Raw genomic sequence first — 22,467 nt, 5'->3', positions numbered from 1 at the left:
CCTTCCCAACCAGCGCGCCAACGCCGGTCTTGATCAGAGAACCTTGGACTTCAGATCATCCTCGGGAAGGTGCGCCCACTTTCACGCCCCCACACCGAGGGTCATCCACAAGTTCTGATCATTGCTCCGTTCAGCCAGAGCTGTGCAACTATCTGACAGCAGGTGGACACCCAGTCCACGTCTGCTGGGAAGCCGGTTCCTGGATGCCCGCCGCCATTTTCCCAGTGCGGGAGGATCACACAGGACGAGCTCGTCGCGACGACCGCAATGCTGATAACGGGGACCCGCCAGTGTTAGCTATCTGTGCAGCGGACCCGTCGGGGGTTTCGGTGCGGCGTCCACCGTGGTGGCGGCCGGGGTCGAGGATGTGACCAGGGTGATCTATGAGTCGGTGGTCGACTCGAACACCAGCATCGCCGCCGGGCTGCTCAACGCCCGCGACGACTTGCCCCTGCAGATCAGCCGGGCCGACTCCTACGATGCGCCCAAGCTGGGCTCGGGGCTCTCGACCCTGTGGGATGTGGCGAAGGTGACCGCGGCCAGTGCGGTCACGACGGAGTCGATGCTGGCCGAGGTGCGGGACCCGGACTCGGGGCCACTAGCGTCAACGGGGTTGCGGTAGAGCGCTGCGAGTTGTTCGCGAATGTTGCCGGCCTCGCACAACCAAGCTCCCGCCGCCGACATGTGCTCGGCGCGATCTTGAGTTGGACCTCGTATGTGAGTCCTTTGATGCGCGGAATTTTTCCCTGCAGGTTGGCGGGCAGACCGCACGCCAGGAAGGTCCAAGTTTGCCCAAATTGAGGTCCTACGTCCAATAGCTGAACATCTGCGCGCAGCTCGGATTGTGGGACAGTCGCAGGTAGCCGCGGTATCTTACTGAGCGAATGGGTGGGAACGTGTGGTGCTGGAATGGAAGTCTGTACTTCGGCGCCTACTCGAGGCACGGTGGGATGCGACCCCAGAGGGATGGAGCGCTGCATGGCATTGGTCACGGGCTTTCGCTACCGGAGCGACCGCACTATTAGCTACAGAACAAAGGTCGAGTGTGGGTGGACCTACGATCGAGCAGAACGTGAAGGCCGAGTGTTGCAGCTCGAGACCTATGCCTCGGACGGAACGACGATTCAGGTGCTCCAGGTGGACGAGGCGCGAGCTGGTGATCTTCTGCGGATTCTCTATGAGGTTTTCCCAAAGCTTCCCCCTGGTCCGACGTCGAATCCCATGAAGGCGTAGGAGTGGCTGAATTGATGACAGCAACGGACCTTGACTCGCTAGCTGCCGAGAACCCTGTCGTTAAGCAACTCGGTCGAATAATCCGCGATAGTCCATCGCTAACGCTCGAAGCGGCCGTAAATGAGTTAGCGCAGATTGTGGACCGCGGGCGTGTCGAAGATGCCGCGCAGCGTATCCGCGAGCTCAGTGAGCTTATTCGCAATGCCCAAGTGCCCACGTCGGTGGTGGCGGGCAACATCGAGTCTTGGTACCCGGGGCCTCGGGAGGAAGATCGCAACTGGTCGGCGTTAGTCGAGATTCTCCGAGCGGACGGTTGGGATGATGCGATGGTAGGTGATTTGAACGATTCGTCGACCAAGGTGGTGGCGAACCTGCCGAACCCGGCTGGCAAGGGCGAATACCATTGCCGTGGCTTGGTTCTTGGGTACGTTCAGAGCGGAAAGACGACAAATTTCACAGCGGTCATAGCAAAGGCCGCCGATGCTGGTTATCGGCTTTTCATAGTGCTTTCGGGTATCCATGACGCTCTTCGGCAGCAGACCCAGGATCGACTGAACGAGCAGCTCTGGGAGCCTCACAGCAATATCTGGCATCGCCTCACAAATGAGGATGATTTCCGGCCGACCGCGAATGTCGATGCGCTTCTGTCAACCCAGCGTCAATGTGTCCTTGCTGTTGTGAAGAAGAACGGCCCGCGACTTCGAGCGCTCAAGAATTGGCTGTTTTCTGCGCGGCCTGAGGTGCTGGCTGCGTGTCCAGTCCTAATAATTGACGACGAGGCGGATCAGGCCACAGTCAGCACATCGAAACCTGAGAGACAGCCGACGCGGATCAACGGCCTCATTAGAGAGATCGTGAACAAGGCCCCAAAGTCTGCATACGTTGGATATACTGCGACGCCTTTCGCAAATGTGTTGATCGACCCAAGCGACTATGAGGATCTGTACCCCCGAGACTTCATTGTTGATCTCCCGCGCCCCCGTCCCTACATCGGTCCTGAAGCAATTTTCGGTCGAGAGGCACTCGACTTTGACGATATCGACGTAGGCGATGACGGAAACGACTTTGTGCGTTCCGTGCCTGAAGAAGAGCTTGACGATCTCAGGCCAAAGGGCGCGGCTAAACGCCACGAGTTTGAGCCGCGCGTCACCGATAGTTTGGAGGCCGCATTGCGGTACTTCATGATGAGCACTGCCGCGAGGCGTGTCCGTCGTAAGGGCAATCGCCACGCGACTGCCCTCGTGCATACGTCACAACATATCGACGTTCACGAACGTACTGCGCAGTGCATTAGAGATCACATAACCACCTTGCGGGCTCGACTTACGCGTGGGGATAGCGTCCTCTTGGATGCCATGGAACGGCAGTGGGCAGAAGAATGCAGGAAGGTGACCGCCATTGATTTTGGGCTTGAAGAAGTCGTATGGGAATCCATATTGGAGGAACTGCCCAGTGTTGTAGACGATGCCGAAGTCGTAATGGACAATTCGAGAAGTGTCGAGAGGCTATCCTTTGACGATCATAATCCCCGTGTCATCATCGCAGTTGGCGGAAACACCCTTTCACGAGGATTGACGCTAGAAGGTTTGGCGGTCTCGTTCTTTGTCCGCAGCGCTTCCGCCTACGACACGTTGCTCCAGATGGGGCGGTGGTTCGGGTACCGAAACGGATATGCCGACCTGACTCGAATCTGGATGACCGACGAGATGCGGGGTTGGTTTCATCACTTGGCCACGGTCGAACAGGAGGTGCGATATGACGTTGAAAGGCTAGAGGTCGAGCACCTAACGCCGGAACAGTTCGGGGTACGGATTCGCACGCATCCGACGCTCGCCATTACCTCAGCGGCGAAGATGCAGCACGCGCGCCGCGCCGAGGCCTCGTATGCAGGACGTCGGCTCCAGACGATCCTTTTCAACCACCGAGACAAAAGATGGTTATCGCAAAATTTGAAGGCAGCGCGAACGCTGGTCTTGTCAGCCAAAGATTGTGAGCGTTGGTCTCCACGGCCTGGGATAATGGTCCTACAAGGCGTCGACTCGGAGAATGTCGTCAGCTTCCTCGCCACCTACAACTTTCATGAGAACTCCCGAGACCTAGACAGCGAACTGATCAGCCGCTACATCCTTGACCGAAGGGCAGAAGGCGAGCTGCTGAGGTTCAACATCGCAGTTATGGGTCGAAGTTCGGATTCCGAGTACCTTGGTTCGGTCCAGCTGGGTTTGGGTGGAGAAACAGGGTGCATTAACCGAGCCAAACTCCAGGAGATAGGTGGAGCGACATATGCGGATATCAAAGCTCTGATGAGCCGTCACGATCGAGTGATCGATATTCGGATACCGGAGGGCAGGCTGACAGCTGATACGAAGCCGTCAGAACTATCGACCTTTCGGAGCCCGCCAGCGGCCGGAGGGTACGGCGACGGATCGGGTCTTATTCTTTTGTATCCTGTGTCCAAGGACAGCCGTCCTGTTCGCGGCTCCATGAAGACGCGCAAACCCCTGCGTGCGGCTGAACATCTAGTGGGAGTTGGGCTCGTCTTTCCAGAAAGCGCATCGCGGCGAGCGAACGTTGAATACGTGACCGCTGACATTGCTTCAATGCCGGATGTTGAGGTCGAAACGCCTGACGACTCGGATGAACTCATCGAGTCCGATGTGGATAATCCGTGATTGACGACGTCAGACTTGCTTATGCTGCACTGGCGGCCCATGGCGTCAGCCCGCACGAGGGGCTAACCGTCCTGCCTATTCCAGCGATCGATGGGGCTTACGTCGCTGTTGACGATGAGAGTCGTCAGCACCTACTTCTCGCAACGGGAGGGGTTGCACCCACTTCGGCTGATGTGACGACTCTGGCCTTGGATACACGGGAACTCGTTGTTGAAGGGCGCCGCGTGCGCCTTTTGGACGTCACGTGTCTACTCGCTGCTCTCTCCGACGTCTTCGATCACTTCGCGGCGGCGGTTCTCGAGAGGTGGTCCAAAGCGGGCGAACCGGCGGAAAGGGCAGTCTCGGCGGTCTTGGAAGCCTGGAAGGAATTCCTTGTCCCGCCCACGAGGCTGCCTGGCCCGAACAAGGTCGCCGCGACTGTGGGCGAACTACTGGTTGTGCGCGATGTCGTGGAGAAAGAGCGGAGCGCCAACCTAGAGTTCTGGTTAGGTCCGTTCGGACAACGACATGATCTGAGAAGGGGCCGCGTTGCCGTCGAGGTCAAGACGACTCGGTCGCACACCGGCTACCAGGTGTCTGTTCATGGGGATGATCAACTCGTGCCGCCTGATTCCGGTGCGCTGTATCTACACTTCGTGCGCCTTGAGGAGGTGCCGGGTGGCAGCGTGACGTTGCCGCTGGTGGTCGACGATCTTCTCGCCGCCGGCGTCTCGGCTCACAAACTGTACTCTGCGTTGACGGCTAGCGGTATCAGCGCAGTGGATCTGGCTGCCCTCGCTGGCGCTGCCTTTGAGATTAGGGAGCGGATCACGCTCCGAGTGGACGAGCGAATACCGAGGATTGTGCCACAGTCATTCGTCGATGGGAGGCGACCAAGGGGTGTCGTGGATATCGCCTACGTCGTTGATCTTTCGGACGCCGTTCGATTCGCGATAGAAGCCAACGAGTATGAAGGCCTGCTTCAATCGCTTGCCGTTGGGGAGGGATCATGAGCGAAATGCAGCGCTTTTCTGAGCCTTATAGCGCAACAGGCGGGCTCGCTGCTGTCGGTGTGTTAAACCAACTTGGGCGCCCCGATACCGAGCCGGTTGAGGTGCTAGTACGCGAAGCTGTTCAGAACTGCTGGGATGCGAAACGGCCTGATTCGAGCGGAATAAAGGTCGAGTTCGGCCGTTCCGTTCTCGACGATGCGAAGCTCGAGTACCTCAGGGATAAGGTTCTTGTGGACCCTCCGCCTGGACTCCACCTCGCGGAAGAGCTTCGTGGAGGGATGCATACACTCTATGTGGCCGACTTCGGAACGCAGGGCCTTGGGGGGCCAACTAGGGCGGACCGCCCAGGGGAGCCCCGAGACTTTGTCGACTTTGTCCGCAATATTGGGCAGCCACCGGACAAAGACTTTGGGGGCGGTTCATTTGGGTACGGCAAAGCGGCGTTCTATCTGGCGAGCGCGGCGCGCACCGTCGTTGTCGACACCTTGTGCGAAGTTGGGCCCGGGAAGTATGAGCGGAGGGTGCTCGGGTGCGCTCTCGGCGACACGTTCGAGGCAGGCGGCGTTCCATACACCGGAAGGCACTGGTGGGGGGACCTTGTTGATGGCACCCCGGAGCCCTTGACCGGACCCGAAGCAGCCGAAATGGCGGGTGTCCTTGGGCTGCCGGGCAGGGAGGGTCGCGAAGGCACTGGGACCACTGTCCTTATAGTGGCACCGTCTGTGACCATTGAGAGTGGCGATGGAACCGACTCGACTATGGATTTTGTAGCTGAGGCAATCGCCTGGAATTTCTGGCCACGGATGATCGACACGCCTGGCGGTTTTCGACGAACACTCCAGTTCTCGGTGCTTGACAATGGTACAAGTGTCCGCATTCCGTCACCGCGCACTCATCCGAGGCTACGCGGTTTTGTCGAAGCCATGGATCGCATCAGGCAGGACCCTGGGGGAGAGCCTGACGAATTCGTGCTTGACACGGAGATACGAAGCCTGCGACCGGTCCGCAGGCTGGGCCGGCTGGTCGTTCAGAAGGGCCCAGCCGCACCCGTAGACCTACCTGATCGGCCAGTGCCACGTGGCGCTCGAATCACCGCAGCCGGTCTGCATCATGTGGCTCTAATGCGGACGCCGGAACAGGTCGTCACATACATGGAGGGTGCCCCCATGGTTACGGGGAGGCTTGGATATTCCGGTGTCTTCAAGTGCGCGTTGGACGTTGACGAGATGTTCAAGGCTGCCGAGCCGCCAACTCACGATGAATGGATCTACCGCGCGATTCACGACAAGCAGTGGCGATCTTTCGTCAAGATTGCATTGGAGCGGGTTCAGAAACACTGCAGACTGGCGGCCGGGTATGACACCTCTATACGTCAGCCGAGTGATTCGGACTCGATTCCGTTGGGGGAATTCGCTGACGCACTAGCAGCCTTGATGCCGGGCCAGGAAGGTCCGGGGGCGAGACGGCCCGCCACGCAGAGGTCGTCATCGGGGCGGCGGTTAGCGAGCCGGCGTCGTAGGGCCCCAGGGCGCAAGGAGCTCGACACGATTGTTGAGGGCACTTGGGTGGACGCACCAACAGAGAGGGCGACAGCGGACCGTCGCCCGCAGGACGGCTCTCAGGTAGGTGAGATACAGCCACGCCAGCGTCAGCTGCCAGCGCCACAGACACGTGTGAGTGGTGACCCAGCGCCTGTGCTTTCGCACGACGGTACTCCGGTTATTGCGTATCCTTTCGAATTGCGTGCTCGGGGGAATCGTATTCATTTGGGTGCGACCGTTGAGGTCATGACCAACGATGGCGGGCTCGTGGAGTCGGATCCGCCCGTTGGATACATACCACCACGGGTCGTCGGATGGATAGGCCCGTCGGGCTTGAGGTATACAGCCGAGGCGATAACTGTGGGGCCGGAGGATGTCGACGGCCGCTGGATGGTTGAGGTCGAGCTGAGGGACGAGATGATGCGGGTCGACTTGGCGGTCGACAGGGCATGAAGACGGCAAGGGCGATTCCGTATCTACTGCCGCCTGATTCGGTTGTTGCAGTTCAAAATTGGTGTTCAGCTGACGGGGTCGAAGTTGGTGACCGCATCGATCATTGGGACCCCTTCACTGACTTGGAGCTGACTCGTGTTGTCGAGGTGGACCTCGATGGGGTCCGCGAAGCGTGTGCACTGCCGGCAGATTCAGCGTTCGCGCTTGCAGCAACTTGGTACTCAAGTCGGACACGTGCCTCCGGCGCTGGGGCTGTGGTGGAGTTCGGTGAGCTGAGCGGGTTGGTGCGCACGGGCCTGACTCTGGATGTCCCAGGCTCATTGTCAGGTGGGCGCCTATCTGTCCACACGCGGTTGGTGCTCAGGCGTTCGGGAAGTTCGCCGTCGCGAATAGCTCCGAGACGTGTTGGCGCGATCCTTTGGTCGGAGGAAGCGCAGATTGCCCTTGAAGGCGGCGCAGCCCGCTTTCCGATCACTGCTGTGGACTTCAGGGAGATTCCCAACTACCCGGACGACGCGGCGTGGCTGCTGGAGTGGGAGTCCGATGAGTTGGAGGCACCCGTTTTGGGGGGAATGCGACTCCTGGTAAATTCCAGCCACGAGACACTCCCAGAGATGCTGCGCTCAGGGAGCTCGGACGCGAGGTCTGGGTTACTGCGTGCATTTGTAACGTTCGATGTGGCCAGATCGCTGGTGGTCGGGGCCTTGGCCAGCGAGCACTTTGTGGAGGATCCGGAATCCTTCGAGAGCGGCACGATTGGCCGCATGCTCTTTGAACTCATTTCGACGTGTTGGCCGGGCGCACAGCTCTCAGCGCTCCAAGCTCGGAGCATCGACGATGCAGCGCGTTTTGAAGCCGAGCTGCAGGCGCGATTTGGGGTGATCGGATGATTGTCCTACCACGCATTGCGAAACATGCTGCGATCGAAGTTGTCAACAAGTACTCCGGTTATGGATTGGAGGAGGTTTCGGCGGGGATGCCAGACCTCAGTCCTGTTGTGACTTACACGCCAGTTGGCGGTGTGCGCATTGCAGAAGAGCAGCTCGCAAGTCTGCGGACGGAAGTTTTGGGGCTAGCGGGTGAGCACGGGATGCCTGGCCGCCCTGTCGAACTACAGTTGTTTGAGGGGCGTCTAGCGCGCATGCTGCGAGAAAGGCTGCCCATGTCGCCCAGCGAAGCCTCTCATGAGGAAGTGTGGAGCTTCCTAACTTGTTGCTGGCTACTGGACATTGCGATTTGGCGGTTCAGTGCCAACGCCGATAGGCGGCGGTTCGTTGGAGACGTGAACCGTAATACCTTCCGGCGTCTTTGGTGGCGCGCCGAGATTCTAGGTCCTGAGGTTGATCTCGCACTCTACGGTGAAGACGAACTCGTCAACATCACGGAGCGACCCACGATAGCGAGTGATCGGCGTCTTGCTCGCACTGTAGCGCTGGACTTCATCGCTCGTGTTGACCGAGGCGAAGCTGAATCGCGCATGCTCCTAATGCGTGACGCCATGAAGAGGCTGCTTCGGCTGACGCCCTTCATAGCCTTTGAAGCTTTGGATGACGAGGACGTACGAGTGGTCGTGGAGCAGTGCTTCAATTCGGCGGCCGCGGCGATTTCAGGTGAGACAGTTGGCATCAGCGGACGACATCGTCCCCAGCCCGAACCACCACTGAACCCCGCTGATATCACCCCTTGGGCCGCCAGTCCCGGCGTGGTTTCGATCGATCGGATGACAATGTCCGCTGAGGGGGTTCGTCCAGCGGCTTCAATTCAAAGCCGTTCCTTTACTTCGGACTTTGAGGACGTCGCGCAGACAGCCCTTGGAGTCGCCCGACGCTTGGGACGAGTTACGAATGGAAATCTTCGTGAGATCGTTCCCATCACGTCAGGCGAGGCCCGCGATGTGCTTCAGAGCCTAGTGGCCAAGGGGCTGCTGGCGCGACGCGGCGTACGTCGCGGCACCTACTACATCTTGTCGGAATCCACGGAAGCGTTAGATGCTTCGTCGCCGCCTTCATCCCCGCCGTGCCGTGTTCCGAATGAAGGTCCAACTTCGTCTGATGCTGCGCTGCGCAGGCTACTACGCAGGGGAAGCTGAAGCGCAGTGGCTCGGTCGGTGGCAGTTGCTGGTTCCACGGGGGCGCGTGCAGGCGGTCACCTGTGAGCACAGACCCCTCGTTGGGCGGCACCCGCCCGACACCGCAGCCGTTAAACGAGGCTGTTCGTCGCCAGATGCGCGCGATGCCAACCCACGGGACGAGAATAGAGATGGCGCTACGCCGCGAGCTGCACCGACGTGGATTGCGGTATCGAGTCCAAGTTCGCACGCTCCCAGGGAAGCCTGACATCGCCTTCACACGTGCGCGCATCGCTGTCTTCGTTGACGGCTGTTTTTGGCATCGATGTCCTGTCCATGGAAGCGCGCCCAAGAATAACAGTGAGTTTTGGGCTCAGAAACTAGACGCGAACGTGGATCGGGACAGGAGGAAGGACGATGAACTCCGTGCGCTTGGATGGGTTCCTTACCACGTATGGGAGCACGAGGATCCTATAGAGGCGGCCGAAGCGATACACGCCATGTGGTGCAGGCAACTGTCCCACGGTGGGTGACAACCCGGAGATGTCGCCCTTTCATGAGATCTTGGGTCATCAGCCCGATAGGGGGTGATTGGCGGCGCAGGAGGCGACGGTTAGGGCCGCATCTCTCACTTCTTCTCCGGAACTGATTTGCGGCTCGGCGGGTCAAATCAGTAGAGAACCTCGGCACATGAGATCCTGGTCTTAACGAAAGGGTGCGGCATTGAGCAAACGTATGGCGAGCGTAACCCCGTCGGCTGCGCGCCTGACGGATTCGCTGCGAGACATCGGTTACGACTTCAGTTCGGCTGTGGCTGACCTCGTCGACAACAGCATCACCGCCGATGCGACGCAGGTCAACGTTCTCATCGAGTTCGATGGTGAAGCTTCGCGGGTGTTCATATCCGACAACGGGCGTGGCATGACCATCAACGGGCTTACCGAAGCGATGCGGTTCGGCAGTCGCCGCGAATATGGTACGGGTGACCTCGGCCGATACGGTCTGGGGTTGAAAACAGCCTCGCTGTCCCAGGGACGGTGCCTGACCGTCGTTACGCGGTCGTCGTCAGGTCGGCGGCTGATTCAGACAAGGCAGCTCGATTTGGACTTGATAGCCGAGTATGACGATTGGCTGATCATCGATCCATACCGCACTTCGGCTATTGATAGAGCCAGGAATCTACTCGAGGATGTTCCCGGCACCGTTGTTCTCTGGGAGAAACTTGATCGAGTAGTGCCATCGAAAAATGCCTCTGGTGGTTGGGCGAGGAGGCGTTTCGAAACGCTCCAACAGAAGACGGCCGATCACCTAGCCATGGTCTTTCACAAGTTTCTCGGTGGCGAAGTGGGCAAGGAACGTCTGGTAATTACTGTGAATGGGCAGAAGCTCCTTCCGTGGGACCCTTTTGCGCGTTCTGAGCTCGGCACCCAGGAGCTTGTTCAGCAGGTATTCGAGATTGAGCACGGCGATGCCGCGGGGCAGGTAACACTACGAAGATTTGTGCTTCCCGGACGCGATCAATTCAGTTCGGCGGCAGAATTCGAGCGGATGTCTGGACCCCTCAAGTGGAACCGGCAGCAGGGTCTCTACACATATCGCGCCGGCAGGCTGGTCCAGTGGGGCGGCTGGGCAGGCGTCCGGAGCATCGACGAACATACGAAACTCGCGCGTGCCAGCCTGGAATTCGATACGGATCTAGATGACGCCTTCAACATCAACGTAGCGAAGATGCGGGTAGCCGTGCCAAGTCAGCTGAGGCACATGATCGAACGTCCAATCAACGAAGTCTGCAGTCTTGCAGACGACCTCTACCGCAAGTCATCGAAGCCCAGAGGTGAACGAGACCGGCCGCCCAGCGACAATGTCGCGGTGGGGCTGGACGTCGGACTCGCGTTGAAAGGAGCGGCCCTGGATGCGGGCCAAGTCAGTGCGTTCAAGAAGATTGTCGCGGAGCTACGCAGGGCAGAGCCGCGAATCGCGAAGTCTCTGGGTCTTTAATCTGAGCCATAGAGGGTAGGTGTGCGTTCAGTGATTCGCCTGCCTTCGGCGCAGTGATGCTGCAGCGGGCACTCGGCACATACTGGATCCACAGGCCGGCACCAGCTATTCGCCAGTTCAATCAGACCAAGGTGCGCGGCGCGCGAGTACGAACCAAACCCGACCATACGGGCTACTGCCAGGCGCCCGTCGGTGAGCCGGTTCTTTCGGTCTACGTCGTTTGCCTGGAATCGACTCGCTACCCGAAGCACTCCCTTCGTGACTAGAATCGGCTCTTCGGCGCCCGCACCGGTCGGATCAGGCGCCTCAACCGGTGTTGCGAGTAGCGCGAGGTTGGCGACTGCCTCGGCGATGCCTAGCTTCGATCGCATCTCCTCAGCTGACCCGTTCAGCACGCCTGGTGTCGTCTCAGCCTGACACGAGATGGTCTGAATTCGCTTGATTCGCTGTTCGCGGCCTGTGTTCTCTAGGATGAACCCCAAATTCTGGCTGAAAGCATCGCGTTTCGCTGTCGAAAGCGCCCACGGACGGTCGTTGTCCCGCAGGAGTTTCCAGACCTGCCGCACCAATGCCGCAGATGCCCTCTCCAGCAGCTCTTCCGATGCAATGACCAGCCACCGAGAGGGTGGGACACCATCGACCCATTGCAGCCATGGGAGGGCTCTGACGTGTCCAGAGCTGGTCATCCAATGGGCAAGGACTTCTGCACTCCGCCTTGTGGAGGGCCCTGCATCCGTTGGGTTGTCCAGCGACTCGCGAATGGCCGTTCCGATGACGAAGCCGAGTCGCGGTGGCACGGCGTTCCCGATCTGGCGGAAGGCTGCCGAGGGTGGGCCGTCGAATCGGAATGTGTCGGGAAACGTTTGGAGCCGAGCCGCCTCGCGAACAGTGAGCGTACGGCTCTGACGGGGGTGGATGTACCAGTAACCGTCTTTGGCGATGTGCGCGGTTATCGTTCGTGACAGGTCGTTCTCGTTCAGCCTGTTGTACTTGTCATCGAAGATGTCACCGCGGTAGCGCTGATGTTCCTTGTCGAGGTCGGTGTATTTCGTAGAGTGTGTCATCGATTCGAACGCTTCGCGATCGTCCTCGCGCACCGGCCGTGTAATGTGGTCAAACACCTTGTGGGAGTCGGACCTAGCAACGCCTTGTCGCATTTCGCGCTGGAAGTGCGTGACCGGATGAGAATACTCTGCCCAGCCGTGCTCGCCTCCCTCGGGTCGCCACCCGCCTTCCACCTCGGGTAGATCACCAATTGCGTTCCACACAGTGACCTTGCGCTCGGTCTCTGCGGGCCATCTGAACTGGGTATTGTGCTGCAGTGCGACTAGGATGAGGCGCTGACGAAACTGTGGCACACCGTAACGCCAGGTATCGACGACGCGCTCCTCGACGGAGTAATCCATCTGTTCGAGCTCTTCAACCATGCTCCGCAGAATGAACATCTCCCGGTCGAGCGCCATGTCGGGAACGTTCTCCATGAGAACGGCCTTCGGGCGTGCCCGGTCGACGATCTCTAGGAACGATCTCCAAAGATCCCTACGTTCGTCGTGTGGGTCGCGAAGCCCGGACTGGACTCTGTAACGGATCATCGACCGGCCGGCTCTGGAGAAAGGTTGGCAGGGCGGGCCGCCTGCCACCAGGTCAATCTCCGCTTCGCGGACTAGATCACCGACCTTCGCAACCACGGACGGGTCCGAGAGGTCCCAGTCAACCGATAGTCCGCCGAAGTGGTGGGCGTGGGTGCGGTTGGCAAACGGCTCGTGGTCTGCCCCGAGTACGACCCTAAATCCCGCTTGCTCAAGACCGAGGCTGAGCCCGCCGGCGCCGCTGAAGAAATCGGCTGCCAGTGGTGCTCCACATCGCTTTCGAACAGTTCGCGTGTACGTGAGGAAGTCCTCGGCGCCTTGCACATGGTCTTTATGCGGTTGAAGTTTGAGGAATGGACCCCTGACGAGTCGTACTCCGTACTCGTTCTTCCTGCGGGTCTCAGGGGACACGGACACAGGCTAACGATAGCGGCCAGTCCTGACAGAAAGGCGTACCTACGGACATCGGTCGGCAGACCTCGCCACCACGGCTGTCACATCGTGGATTCCCCCGACACGATGGGGTGGTTGGCCCAAACCCCAATGCGATGATCGGTCCATGACAGGTTTCGACATCATCGGCGACGTCCACGGCTGCGCCACCCAACTCGAAGATCTGTTGACCGGTCTCGGCTACACCCGCGACGCGACGGGCGCCCACCGCCACCGGCAGCGACAGGCCGTCTTCGTCGGCGACCTGATCGACCGCGGACCCGAGCAGCTGCAGGTCCTGGAAATCGTCAAGCTGATGGTCGACGGCGGTAGCGCGCAGATCGTGCTGGGCAACCACGAGTTCAACGCCATCAGCTACGCCACCGAACACCCCGACGGCGGCGGACGGTTCCTCCGCGAGCACAGCGAGAAGAACCAGAAGCAGCACGAGGAGTTTCTGCGTCAGCTTTCGGCCGCAGAGCGGGCCCGCTACGTGGAGTGGTTCAAAACGCTGCCGCTGTGGCTGGACCTGGGGGAGTTGCGGGTGGTGCACGCCTGCTGGCACGAGCCATCGATGGTAGTACTCCGCGACGCGTTCGGCTCCGACCGCTTCTCCTCTCCGGACCAGCTGGTGCGTGCCTGCAGCAAGGGCGACCCAGTGCACGAGGCAGTCGAGGTGCTGCTCAAGGGCCCCGAGATCAGCCTGGCCGACCACGGCCAGCCCGCCTACCGGGACAAAGACAGAAGCCGCCGCGACAGCGCACGGGTGCGGTGGTGGAACGCCGGAGGTTCGACGCTGGACGAGCTTGCCGAGATGGGCGGCGCCACCACCGAGGACGGCGAGCCCTACCCGCCGATCCCGCCGATCGAGGTGAGCCCGAGCGAGCGTTCCTTCGTCTACGACGGCACGGTGCCGGTGTTCTACGGGCACTACTGGCGGCAGGGCTTGCCCGAACACCTGCTGGACTGGACCAGCCGCACCGCCTGCGTGGACTTCAGCGCTGTGCGCGGTGGCACCCTGACTGCGTACCGTTGGAGCGGCGAGACGGAAATCAAGTTGGAGCACTACGTTCCGCACACCGCCGACGTGGTCGTACAGACTCCGTCGGCGTGACGGGGTCAGCTATGCCTTCCACCCCGACGTGGCCCCGCGACGAGGCCTGCACGCCTGGTGGGTGGTTCCCGGCCGAGTGCTCGCCGGTGAGTATCGGGGTGGAGTATCCGGCAATCGCGGCTACCAGCGTGGCTGCAGGCAACGCGATCCAAGTCCGCACGTCCGAACAACTCACACAATGGCCACGCCGGAGCCCGATCGGCTCGGGCCGACTGTCGACCTGGCCCGCTGGTGCGGCGGATCATGCGCTTGCCCGGCTGTGATTCAGGGATCCAGTGCGGCTTGGACGCTTGAAGTCGGCCGCCGAAACCTTGAGCGGCCTAGGATCGCAGCTGTGAGGAAATAGCTGCGATATTCATGTACGTAAGTTGCACGATGCAGCACCGACCGCGGTGTTAAGTCGTTTCCTTTACGTTCGATCTGGCCGCGATTCCGATTCTGACCTGGCCAAATAGGATAGGTGGGTGCCGTTGCGGCGCATTTGTCATGGTGAAGGATGAACCGTGATGAGCGTGCGTGTGTTCTGCGACGATGACGTCGGTTATCTGGCCTGGATGGCGGACTCTCCCGAGGGGTATGTGCTCAATATCGCGCGTAGCTACAGCACAGCCGATGCACGGTTCCACCATGTCGGTTGTCGGCACCTCTTCGCCGGCAACGTCAGCGGCGGTCGTGGCTCGCTGACAGGGGCGTACATGAAGGTGTGCGCGGCCCAGATGGGCGACTTGGAGCAGTGGGTGGTTGGCCTCGGGAAAGGAGCAGTTCAGCAGTGTCAGGTGTGTCTTTCAGGCGGGCGGAACCCCGACCTGCTCCGACTCGCCGGCTGCCTGGGGTGCGCACGCACACTGCGATGGAGGGGTGCTACACGACCTGCGGACCGGTCGCGGGCAGTGCTGTCGTCGAAGCCTGGGCCGATGCCTACATCCGGTACGGAAAGCAGCGCCGCCCCGCCTGGCAGGAACATCTGCGGGCCGAGATCAAGGCGCGGTGCGCGCGGCTTGAGCCCTCATCCGAGCAGGTGCTGCACGCAAAGTTCTTCGGTGATAAGCGCGCCGACACCGACGTCGAGAACCTCCTGATTTTCGGTATCGATTCCTTTCGCACCGCCGGCCGCAATGGGATCCGGTTCGAACTCGCGGCCGCCGCGCCGCCCGCTCCAGACGGCATCGAGTTTCCGTTCTGCTACCGGTACGCGCTTGCGCCGCGCTCCGGCAACTTCGATACCTGGAGGTATGGCCGAACGATGGCTTCATTCGGCTGGACCGATCTGGGCGCGCTTCGCGGTGAGAAGCTCGCTGCCTCGGTCTGGTTGGCTCTGCGCCGGCGCGAGGTCGAGATTCGCGGGCCCGCGGACGAACCCAATACTGCCTTCGCGGTCAAGCTTCGGGTTCGGCCACCGCCCACGCATCGGCGGGTCTTGGGCAACCTGATGAAACCGTTCTTCGACGGAGTGATCGCCGCCTTCCAGATCCACAGCGGATCAGTGGTGCGGCCCGAGGTCACAGCACGTCTTGCAGATCAGCTCGAGGCGCATCCCGACGAACTTTCGGAATATCTGCAGGATGACAGCCGTGCAGTGCTCGGCGCCGCGCCTCGACTTGTCGCGCTCTATCGCAGTGGCGTGCAGTGGAACCCAACTGATCATCTGTGTGTCGCCGGTGAGCTGCTGCGAGTCGATCCAGTCGATAGCGGGTGGGCGATCAGCGGCGAGATCGTCCAAGTCTTCCGCTGAAGTGTCGCCGCCCAACTCGCGGACGCGGGCAGGCTACAACCGTGAAATAGCTCGTAGGATCCATCGGTAATGGACGCGAACACCGCTGAGCACGCCGACTTTCATGCCATGTTCGGCGCATTTCCAGCCACGTTGTATCACGGCACCCGGCGGTCGCTGGCGGATGCGATCCTGCGTGACGGTTTCCGGCCGCCGTCGCCAGTCGATCTGGTCGAGCAGGTTGCCGACAAGTACGGCATGTCGCTAGAAGCTGTATGGGCGGACATGGTCCGTAGGCAGACGTTCACCTTGCTCGACGACCGGGCCGGCACGGTTTCGGCGACCGCAGACCTCGGCAGTGTCGGCAAGTGGGCGGGCCGCGCTCCTGAATCCAGGTGGGACGCGCTGCGGTCGGTTTATGTGCTCACCCATCTTGACAGCGGCGATTACTACGCGCGCAGCGATGAGGCCGATTTCTGGGTGATGGCCCAGCAGCTGAGTGATCCGCCCGTTGCCGTGGAGATCAGATCGCCGATAGCGGCACTGCGGTCGTGGCCCGGCGGGCGGCCAGCCGTGGATATTCTGCGTGCGATGTTGGAGTCCAGGCCTGCCTCCGCAGACCTAGCGGAGTCGCTCACGTCGGTGGTCATGTCGTTCCGGAACACCCTTCGGGTTCTGCCCGAATGGCGCGCCGACGCTGCCGATGTCGAGGCCGTGGCGGTGCAGCCGGTGCCGACCCGTGTGGTCGAACAATTGCTGGGCTTCATGTCCGGGCTGTCGATGAACGACGTGGACGCACAGGTCCGAGCCGGCGTTTGGGGCGAGCCCGGGAACCATGGCGAACCCGCCACGAAGTGGTTTCCGTTTGACCAGGTGTGGCCGAGGCTCACCCCGGAACGGCGTTACGAACTGGAGCAGCTCGCCGGTTGCCCGCTGGGCTGAACGAGCCCGCAGGACAGCTCAGCTTTCAGAGTTGCTCCGATCCGCCGTGGTGACCACTTGGTGGATTCATTTGGCAGTGTCGGAGATCAGGTGAAGTGCTTGACTGTGGTCGCCGCCTATCCCTCCGACCTGTGTGCTTGCAGGTTCGACCCCACCGCCTGGATCGCTCGTCTTGGAAGACGCCGAGGAGGCAGCCCACACATTGTTGAGCACCTCGGCCGTGGCCTTGTCTGGAAACTCGTTTCCTGGCGGGCACCACGGGCCCTGGGATGATCTGGCTTTTGCTCCTCCCCTGAGATTTCTGTCGTACACGTCCAGCCCGCAAGCCCAGGGCTGGGCATCGACCGGGTGCTCGGCAACTGATTTAGCTGCCACCGTAGTCCGAGCCCGGCCTCCCGCCGGCCTACGAGGTGGAGTTCGCCGACGCCGACGGCGTCACCCAGGCGCTGGTCACCCTCAAGGACGACGATGTCGAGGTGACCTGGCGGTTCAACGGCTGACGGCCCCGGGTCCGTCACCCTCGCCGCGGAACGAGCCCCCAACACCCTGCCGAGCGCCGGCAAGCCGGGTATACACAAACCCGTGAACTCAAAACTCACGGTGGGCGCGGTATTGGTGGCGGCCATGGCGACCCCGATGGCGACGGGCTGCGCCGAGGACTCCCCGGGGCAGAGCCCGGGCGGGCCCGGCGACGACGGCGTCGCCGGGGCGGTCGCCGGTGACGGCCTGGTCTACGAGAACCCGGTGTCCGGCAAGCCGGCGCCGTCGAGCACCCTGGAGCGCGAGACGCCGGTGGTGGTGCTGTGCAAGGCACCGCGGCCGGGCGAGACGCTGGAGCACTCCGAGGCCGTCATGTCGGTGTTCTACCGGATCGCCTTCGACGGCGGGGCCGGCTACACCCGCCAGCACGACGTGCAGCTGACGAATTCCGCTGACTACGCGGACATTCCGGCGTGCTAGCCCCGCCGCTCAGCTGAACCGCACGATATTGCCCGGCGTCAGCTCCTTGCGCTGCCCGCGGCACTCCACCTCCACGCCGCGGGTGCCGCGCGGCTCCATGCTGACGATGGCGCCCTTGCCGCTGACCCGCAGATGCAGGTGCATGCCCCGGTAGTGGATCGGGAACGCCAGGATGCCCAGCTCCTCGGGCCAGTTGGGGTCGAGGATGAGGCGGTCGCCCCGGGTCTCCAGCCCGGTGAAACACCGCTGCATCAGGTCGACGCTGCCGGCCATCGCGGCCAGGTGCACCCCCTCGGCGGTGGTGCCGCCCTGGATGTCGTCGACGTCGGACTTCAGCACGTGCTGGAAGAACTCCAGCGCCCGGTCGCGGTTCGCGCGCGCGAGCACCCAGCTGTGCACCACCGCGCTCAGCGTCGAGCCGTGCGAGGTGCGGGCCTCGTAGTAGTCGACCATCTTGGGCACCTGATCGGCGCGGAACCGGTAGCCCAGCCGGGCCAGGATCTCGCGCAGCTCCTCGTCGGAGAGCAGGTACAGCAGCATCAGCGCGTCGGCCTGCTTGGAGGCCTTGTAGCGGTTGACGTCGTCGTCCTCGGCCTCCAGGATGCGGTCCAGGCGCTGCATGTTGCCGTACTTCTCGCGGTAGGCGTCCCAGTCCAGGTCGGCCAGCTTCTCGTAGCCCTCGAACTGGCTGATCACCCCGTCGTGGAACGGCACGAACATCCGGCGGCTGACGTGGTCCCACTTGGCCAGCTCGGCGTCGGTGACCCCCAGCTTCTCCCGGATGTCGAGCCGGTTGCGCAGCGGCAGCAGCTGCAACGCCTCCATGGCGCGCAGGATCACCCACACCGCCATCACGTTGGTGTAGGCGTTGTTGTCCACCCCGTCGAACGGCCGGTCGGGATAGCCGGAATGGAACTCGTCGGGCCCGATCACCCCGAGAATCCGGTAGCGGTCGCTGTCCTCGTCGTAGGTCGTCCTGCTGACCCAGAACCGGGCGATCTCCACCAGCATCTCGGCGCCGTAGTCGATCAGGTACGCGTGATCCCCGGTCACCTGGTAGAACTGCCACGCGTTGTAGGCCACCGCCAGCCCGATGTGGTGCGCCAGGTGGCTGGCGTCCGGATTCCACCGGTGCGACCGCGGATTGAGGTGGATCGACGGGCTCTCCTCGCGGCCGTCGCTGCCGGACTGCCACGGGAACATCGCCCCGTCGTAGCCGGCCAGCTTGGCCGCCATCCGGGCCTCCAGCAGCCGCCGGTAGCGGTACCGCAGCAGCGAGCGGGTGACCAGCGGCAGCCGCAGGTTGAGCACCGGGAAGATGAACAGCTCGTCCCAGAAGATGTGGCCGCGGTAGGCCTCGCCGTGCAGACCGCGCGCGGGCACCCCGGCGTCGAGGTCCTCGTAGTGGTAGGACACCGTCTGCGCCAGGTGCAGCAGGTGCAGACGTAGAATCCGCAATTCGTCGGGGTGCCCGTCGAATTCGATGCTCAGCCGTTCCCACAGATGCCCCCAGGACAGCATGTGCGCGGCGCGGATATCGGCGAAGCACGGTTGCCTCGACAGCCGGCGTTGGGCACCGGTTTCGGCCTCCGAGGTGGCCACGTCGCGGCCGGTGACGAGCGTGACGACCTTCTCCACGCGCACCGACTGCCCCTCGGCCAGGTCGGTGAAGATGTCGTGGCCGATCGCCCATTCCTCGTCGACGAGCCGGTAGTTGGCCTCCGCGGGGGCGTCCTCATGCCAGACCGTGGTGCGAGCGGCCAGCGCGACCGGGATGTCCGACTGGGTGGTCCGCATCGTCAGGATCACCGAGTTCTCGTTCAGTTCCCGCTTTTTCAAATCGCACAGGTGGTTGCTGGCCAGCGCCCGGTACCGCTCGACGAGCGTGTTGCGCACGTCGCCGTCGAGCATCGAGCGGATCTGGATGCCGCCCGACCAGTCCTCGGCGGTGATCCGGGTCTCCAGCGCGGCCACGTGGGCCTGATCCATCGCGACGAAGCGTTGTTGGACCAGCGAGGTGGTGCGCCCGGCCGCGTCGCGGAAACGCACGTCGCGGGTGAGCACCGCGCCCTTGAGGTCCAGCGTCTGCCGGTAGGACAGAATCTCCACGTCGTCGATGTTGAACCACTCGCCGTCGCCGATCCGGAAGGTCAGCGGCAGCCAGTTCGGCAGATTCACCAGGCTCTCGTGCGCGGTGTGCTGGCCGTCGACGACGTCGTCGAGGCGGTTGAACACCCCGGCGGCGTAGGTGCCCGGGTAGTGCACCTGCCCGGCGGTGGACTCCGGGGCCGCGCCCCGGGTCGCGAAATAGCCGTTGCCGACGGTGCACAACGCCTCGCGCAGCTTCTCGCTGGGCGGGTCGTAGTCGGTGTAGCTGAACTCCCACGCCTCGGCGGAGGTGTGCTGGAAGTAATCCAGCCACGCCGCCCCGCGGCGCAGGAACTCGCAGACCTGCCGCGGGTCGGCCACGGTGAACTGCGCGGCGGTCTTGCGGTCGTTGTCCTCGTCGCTGCGCACGACGATCCCGAGCCCGCCGGAGCGCACCGCCTCGAAGGCGTCCTCGTCGGTGAGGTCGTCGCCGATGTAGACGGGCAGCAGGCGCTTGCCGTCGCCGATGCGGTCGCGCACCCAGGTCAGGGCGGTGCCCTTGTCCCAGTCGACGTCGGGCCGCAGCTCGATGACCTTGCGGCCGCCGGTCACCCGCAGGCCGTGGCGCTTGCCGGCCCGCTGCACGGCGGCGATCAGCTTCCCGACCCGCCCGGGCGCCACGTTGCGGTAGTGCAGCGCGACACCGAAACGCTTGTGTTCGACCAACACTCCCGGAACGTCACCGCACTCGCTGCGCAGTTCCTCGGCGGCGCGTTCGAGCACCGGGATCGCCGCCGCGGCGGCGTCGTGCTGGTGGAAGCTGCCGTCGGGGGCCACCATCTCGAAGCCGTGGCTGCCGGCGTACCACAGCCCCGGCACGCCGATGCGCTCCCGGACGTCGGCCAGGTCGCGCCCGCTCAGCACCGCCACCGGGCACAGCGTCGCCAGGGTGGTCAGGGCCTCGGCCGCACCGTCGATGAGGGTGGCCGCGCCGGGATCGTCGACGATCTCGGACAGGGTGCCGTCGAAGTCGAGGAACACCACCGGTTCCCGGGTGCTGAACACCCCGATCAGCTGGCCGTAGGAGTCCAGCGCGTTGGGCAGCTCGGACATGTGCTTGTCGCCGTTGCGTACGACGACCTCGGTCAGATCGCCGACGACGGTCTCCGGGCCCGGTTCGGCGGTGTGGTCGCCGGTGTAGGTCCAGTCGACCTCGATGACCAGGGCGAAGCCCCCGTCGCGGGCCGGGATCCGCCCGCCGCCGGCGTGCAGGGCGACGACCACCGAGCGCTCGGGGGCCACCCCGAGCCGGCGCGCCGCCTCCCGGGCGGCCGAGTGCGTCTCGTCGGGGTGCTCGCCGCGCTGCTCGCTGGCCGAGGGATCCGAGTCCACGATGATGCTGGCGGGGATGAGGTGATCGAGCCCGACCGACTTGATCACCGTCTCGCAGCCCCGCCGCACACAGAAGCCGGCCATCCGGATGCCGGCGTCGTGCAACCGGCGCACGAACGAGAGGACCGACTCCGGAACCCCGTCCTCGCCCGGTGTGCCGGCCTCCGGCCCGAACAGGCTCTCGATCTCGAAAATGACGGCGTCGTGAAAGCGGGCATCGATGACCGTATCCATGCCTCCATCGTCGGTCGTTTTCACCGTCGGTGCTCGGTCACCGGCCGAACAGGTGCCCGCTCGGGCATTTGGGCACCGGGGATGGGAGTACAGCGGCGAGTGGGCTCGGGTCGAACGGCCCTATGCCGTCGTACCCGGGCTGGCGAACCGTGGTGCCTGTGCCCGGGGCGGGGTGGTCAACCCGCCGGGCGCGCCACACGGGGAGGAACTGAGATGACCGTAGCAGCACCCGGGCAGCCCGCGCAGCGCGAGCGGTGGCCGTTCGGAATACCCAGGATCAGCGGGGATCTCCGGGGGGCGTTCCAGGGCGTCGGCGGCCTGTTCGCGATGGCGATGGACGCGCTGAAGTTCCTGTTCCGCAGGCCCTTTCAGGCCCGCGAGTTCGTCGAGCAGGCCTGGTTCGTCGCGCGGGTCTCGCTGGCGCCCACCCTGCTGGTGGCCATCCCGTTCACGGTGCTGGTCAGCTTCACCCTCAACATCCTGCTGCGCGAACTCGGCGCGGCCGACCTCAGCGGTGCGGGCGCGGCGTTCGGCGCGGTCACCCAGGTCGGCCCGATGGTGACCGTGCTGATCGTCGCCGGCGCGGGCGCCACCGCGATGTGCGCCGACCTGGGTTCGCGCACCATCCGCGACGAGATCGCGGCGATGGAGGTGCTGGGCATCAACCCGGTGCAGCGGCTGGTGACACCGCGGGTGCTGGCCTCGGGACTGGTCGCGCTGCTGCTCAACAGCCTGGTCTGCATCATCGGGATCGTCGGGGGCTACGTGTTCTCCGTCTTCGTCCAGGACGTGAACCCGGGCGCCTTCGCCGCCGGCATCACCCTGCTGACCGGGGTGCCCGAGCTGATCATCTCGGGGGTCAAGGCGGCGCTGTTCGGCTTCATCGCCGCGCTGGTGGCCTGCTACCGGGGCCTGACCATCCGCGGCGGCGGCGCCCAGGCGGTGGGCAACGCCGTGAACGAGACGGTGGTCTTCGCGTTCATGGCGCTGTTCGTCGTCAACGTCGTCGTCACCGCCATCGGCATCAACCTCACCAACAACTAGGGCG

Annotated in this window: 17 protein-coding genes; 15 read left to right on the top strand and 2 right to left on the bottom strand. The window is 63.0% G+C overall.

The window, feature by feature from the left end:
- The first annotated feature begins 367 nt into the window (after positions 1–367).
- The 9 genes from CSR00_RS17880 (at position 368) to CSR00_RS17850 (ending at position 10,957) form a co-directional block, all read left to right on the top strand.
- On the top strand, positions 368–622 hold the full coding sequence (locus CSR00_RS17880) for a hypothetical protein (protein WP_141564394.1): 255 nt from the start codon (positions 368–370) through the stop codon (positions 620–622).
- Between the two features lie 356 nt (positions 623–978).
- Positions 979–1,233 carry a hypothetical protein gene (locus CSR00_RS30700; protein ID WP_176562129.1) on the top strand — a complete coding sequence of 85 codons (255 nt, stop codon included), beginning with the start codon at positions 979–981 and terminating at the stop codon, positions 1,231–1,233.
- Positions 1,234–1,235: 2 nt separating this feature from the next.
- Positions 1,236–3,905 (top strand): Z1 domain-containing protein, encoded by a 2,670-nt coding sequence (locus CSR00_RS17875; RefSeq protein ID WP_245906203.1) that lies wholly within the window; start codon positions 1,236–1,238, stop codon positions 3,903–3,905.
- Positions 3,902–4,897, top strand: coding sequence for a PD-(D/E)XK motif protein (locus tag CSR00_RS17870; RefSeq protein ID WP_099023767.1), 996 nt, complete (start codon positions 3,902–3,904; stop codon positions 4,895–4,897). The genes CSR00_RS17875 and CSR00_RS17870 overlap by 4 nt, the downstream gene beginning before the upstream one ends.
- A complete protein-coding gene (locus tag CSR00_RS30220) occupies positions 4,894–6,891 on the top strand; it encodes a hypothetical protein (protein ID WP_141564393.1) in 1,998 nt (665 codons plus the stop codon). The genes CSR00_RS17870 and CSR00_RS30220 overlap by 4 nt, the downstream gene beginning before the upstream one ends.
- 479 nt (positions 6,892–7,370) lie before the next feature.
- Positions 7,371–7,781 (top strand): hypothetical protein, encoded by a 411-nt coding sequence (locus CSR00_RS17860; RefSeq protein WP_245906201.1) that lies wholly within the window; start codon positions 7,371–7,373, stop codon positions 7,779–7,781.
- A complete protein-coding gene (locus tag CSR00_RS30215) occupies positions 7,778–8,980 on the top strand; it encodes a DUF6339 family protein (protein WP_141564392.1) in 1,203 nt (400 codons plus the stop codon). Before CSR00_RS17860 ends, CSR00_RS30215 begins: the two co-directional genes overlap by 4 nt.
- A gap of 62 nt (positions 8,981–9,042) precedes the next feature.
- On the top strand, positions 9,043–9,492 hold the full coding sequence (locus CSR00_RS17855) for a very short patch repair endonuclease (protein ID WP_328514726.1): 450 nt from the start codon (positions 9,043–9,045) through the stop codon (positions 9,490–9,492).
- A gap of 190 nt (positions 9,493–9,682) precedes the next feature.
- Complete coding sequence (locus tag CSR00_RS17850) at positions 9,683–10,957, top strand: ATP-binding protein (protein WP_245906198.1); 1,275 nt, start codon at positions 9,683–9,685, stop codon at positions 10,955–10,957.
- Here the strand turns inward: CSR00_RS17850 and dcm are convergent.
- Complete coding sequence (dcm, locus tag CSR00_RS17845; RefSeq protein ID WP_245906196.1) at positions 10,954–12,957, bottom strand: DNA cytosine methyltransferase; 2,004 nt, start codon at positions 12,955–12,957, stop codon at positions 10,954–10,956. The two genes, CSR00_RS17850 and dcm, sit on opposite strands and share 4 nt — an antisense overlap.
- A 148-nt stretch (positions 12,958–13,105) precedes the next feature.
- Here dcm and CSR00_RS17840 point away from each other — a divergent pair, with 148 nt between their 5' ends.
- From CSR00_RS17840 to CSR00_RS17815, 5 genes are all read left to right on the top strand, one after another.
- Complete coding sequence (locus CSR00_RS17840; protein WP_099023762.1) at positions 13,106–14,092, top strand: metallophosphoesterase; 987 nt, start codon at positions 13,106–13,108, stop codon at positions 14,090–14,092.
- Positions 14,093–14,942: 850 nt separating this feature from the next.
- Complete coding sequence (locus CSR00_RS17835) at positions 14,943–15,824, top strand: hypothetical protein (protein WP_099023761.1); 882 nt, start codon at positions 14,943–14,945, stop codon at positions 15,822–15,824.
- A 69-nt stretch (positions 15,825–15,893) separates the two neighbouring features.
- Positions 15,894–16,745: a hypothetical protein gene (locus CSR00_RS17830; protein WP_099023760.1), complete on the top strand. Its 852-nt coding sequence runs from the start codon at positions 15,894–15,896 to the stop codon at positions 16,743–16,745.
- A gap of 410 nt (positions 16,746–17,155) precedes the next feature.
- Positions 17,156–17,245, top strand: a complete 90-nt coding sequence (locus CSR00_RS17820; RefSeq protein WP_099023759.1) for a hypothetical protein — start codon at positions 17,156–17,158, stop codon at positions 17,243–17,245.
- A gap of 82 nt (positions 17,246–17,327) precedes the next feature.
- Entirely contained in the window at positions 17,328–17,705 is a 378-nt protein-coding gene (locus CSR00_RS17815) for a hypothetical protein (RefSeq protein ID WP_141564391.1), read from the top strand.
- A gap of 9 nt (positions 17,706–17,714) precedes the next feature.
- Here the strand turns inward: CSR00_RS17815 and otsB are convergent, their stop codons facing one another.
- Complete coding sequence (gene otsB / locus CSR00_RS17810; RefSeq protein WP_099023757.1) at positions 17,715–21,419, bottom strand: trehalose-phosphatase; 3,705 nt, start codon at positions 21,417–21,419, stop codon at positions 17,715–17,717.
- A 213-nt stretch (positions 21,420–21,632) separates the two neighbouring features.
- On the opposite strand from otsB, the gene CSR00_RS17805 reads away from it, so the two are divergent.
- On the top strand, positions 21,633–22,463 hold the full coding sequence (locus CSR00_RS17805) for an MlaE family ABC transporter permease (protein ID WP_099023756.1): 831 nt from the start codon (positions 21,633–21,635) through the stop codon (positions 22,461–22,463).
- Positions 22,464–22,467 lie beyond the last annotated feature (4 nt).

The organism is Mycolicibacterium palauense (assembly GCF_002592005.1).
Classification (GTDB): domain Bacteria; phylum Actinomycetota; class Actinomycetes; order Mycobacteriales; family Mycobacteriaceae; genus Mycobacterium; species Mycobacterium palauense.
This window is presented reverse-complemented; position numbering and strand designations above follow the sequence as displayed.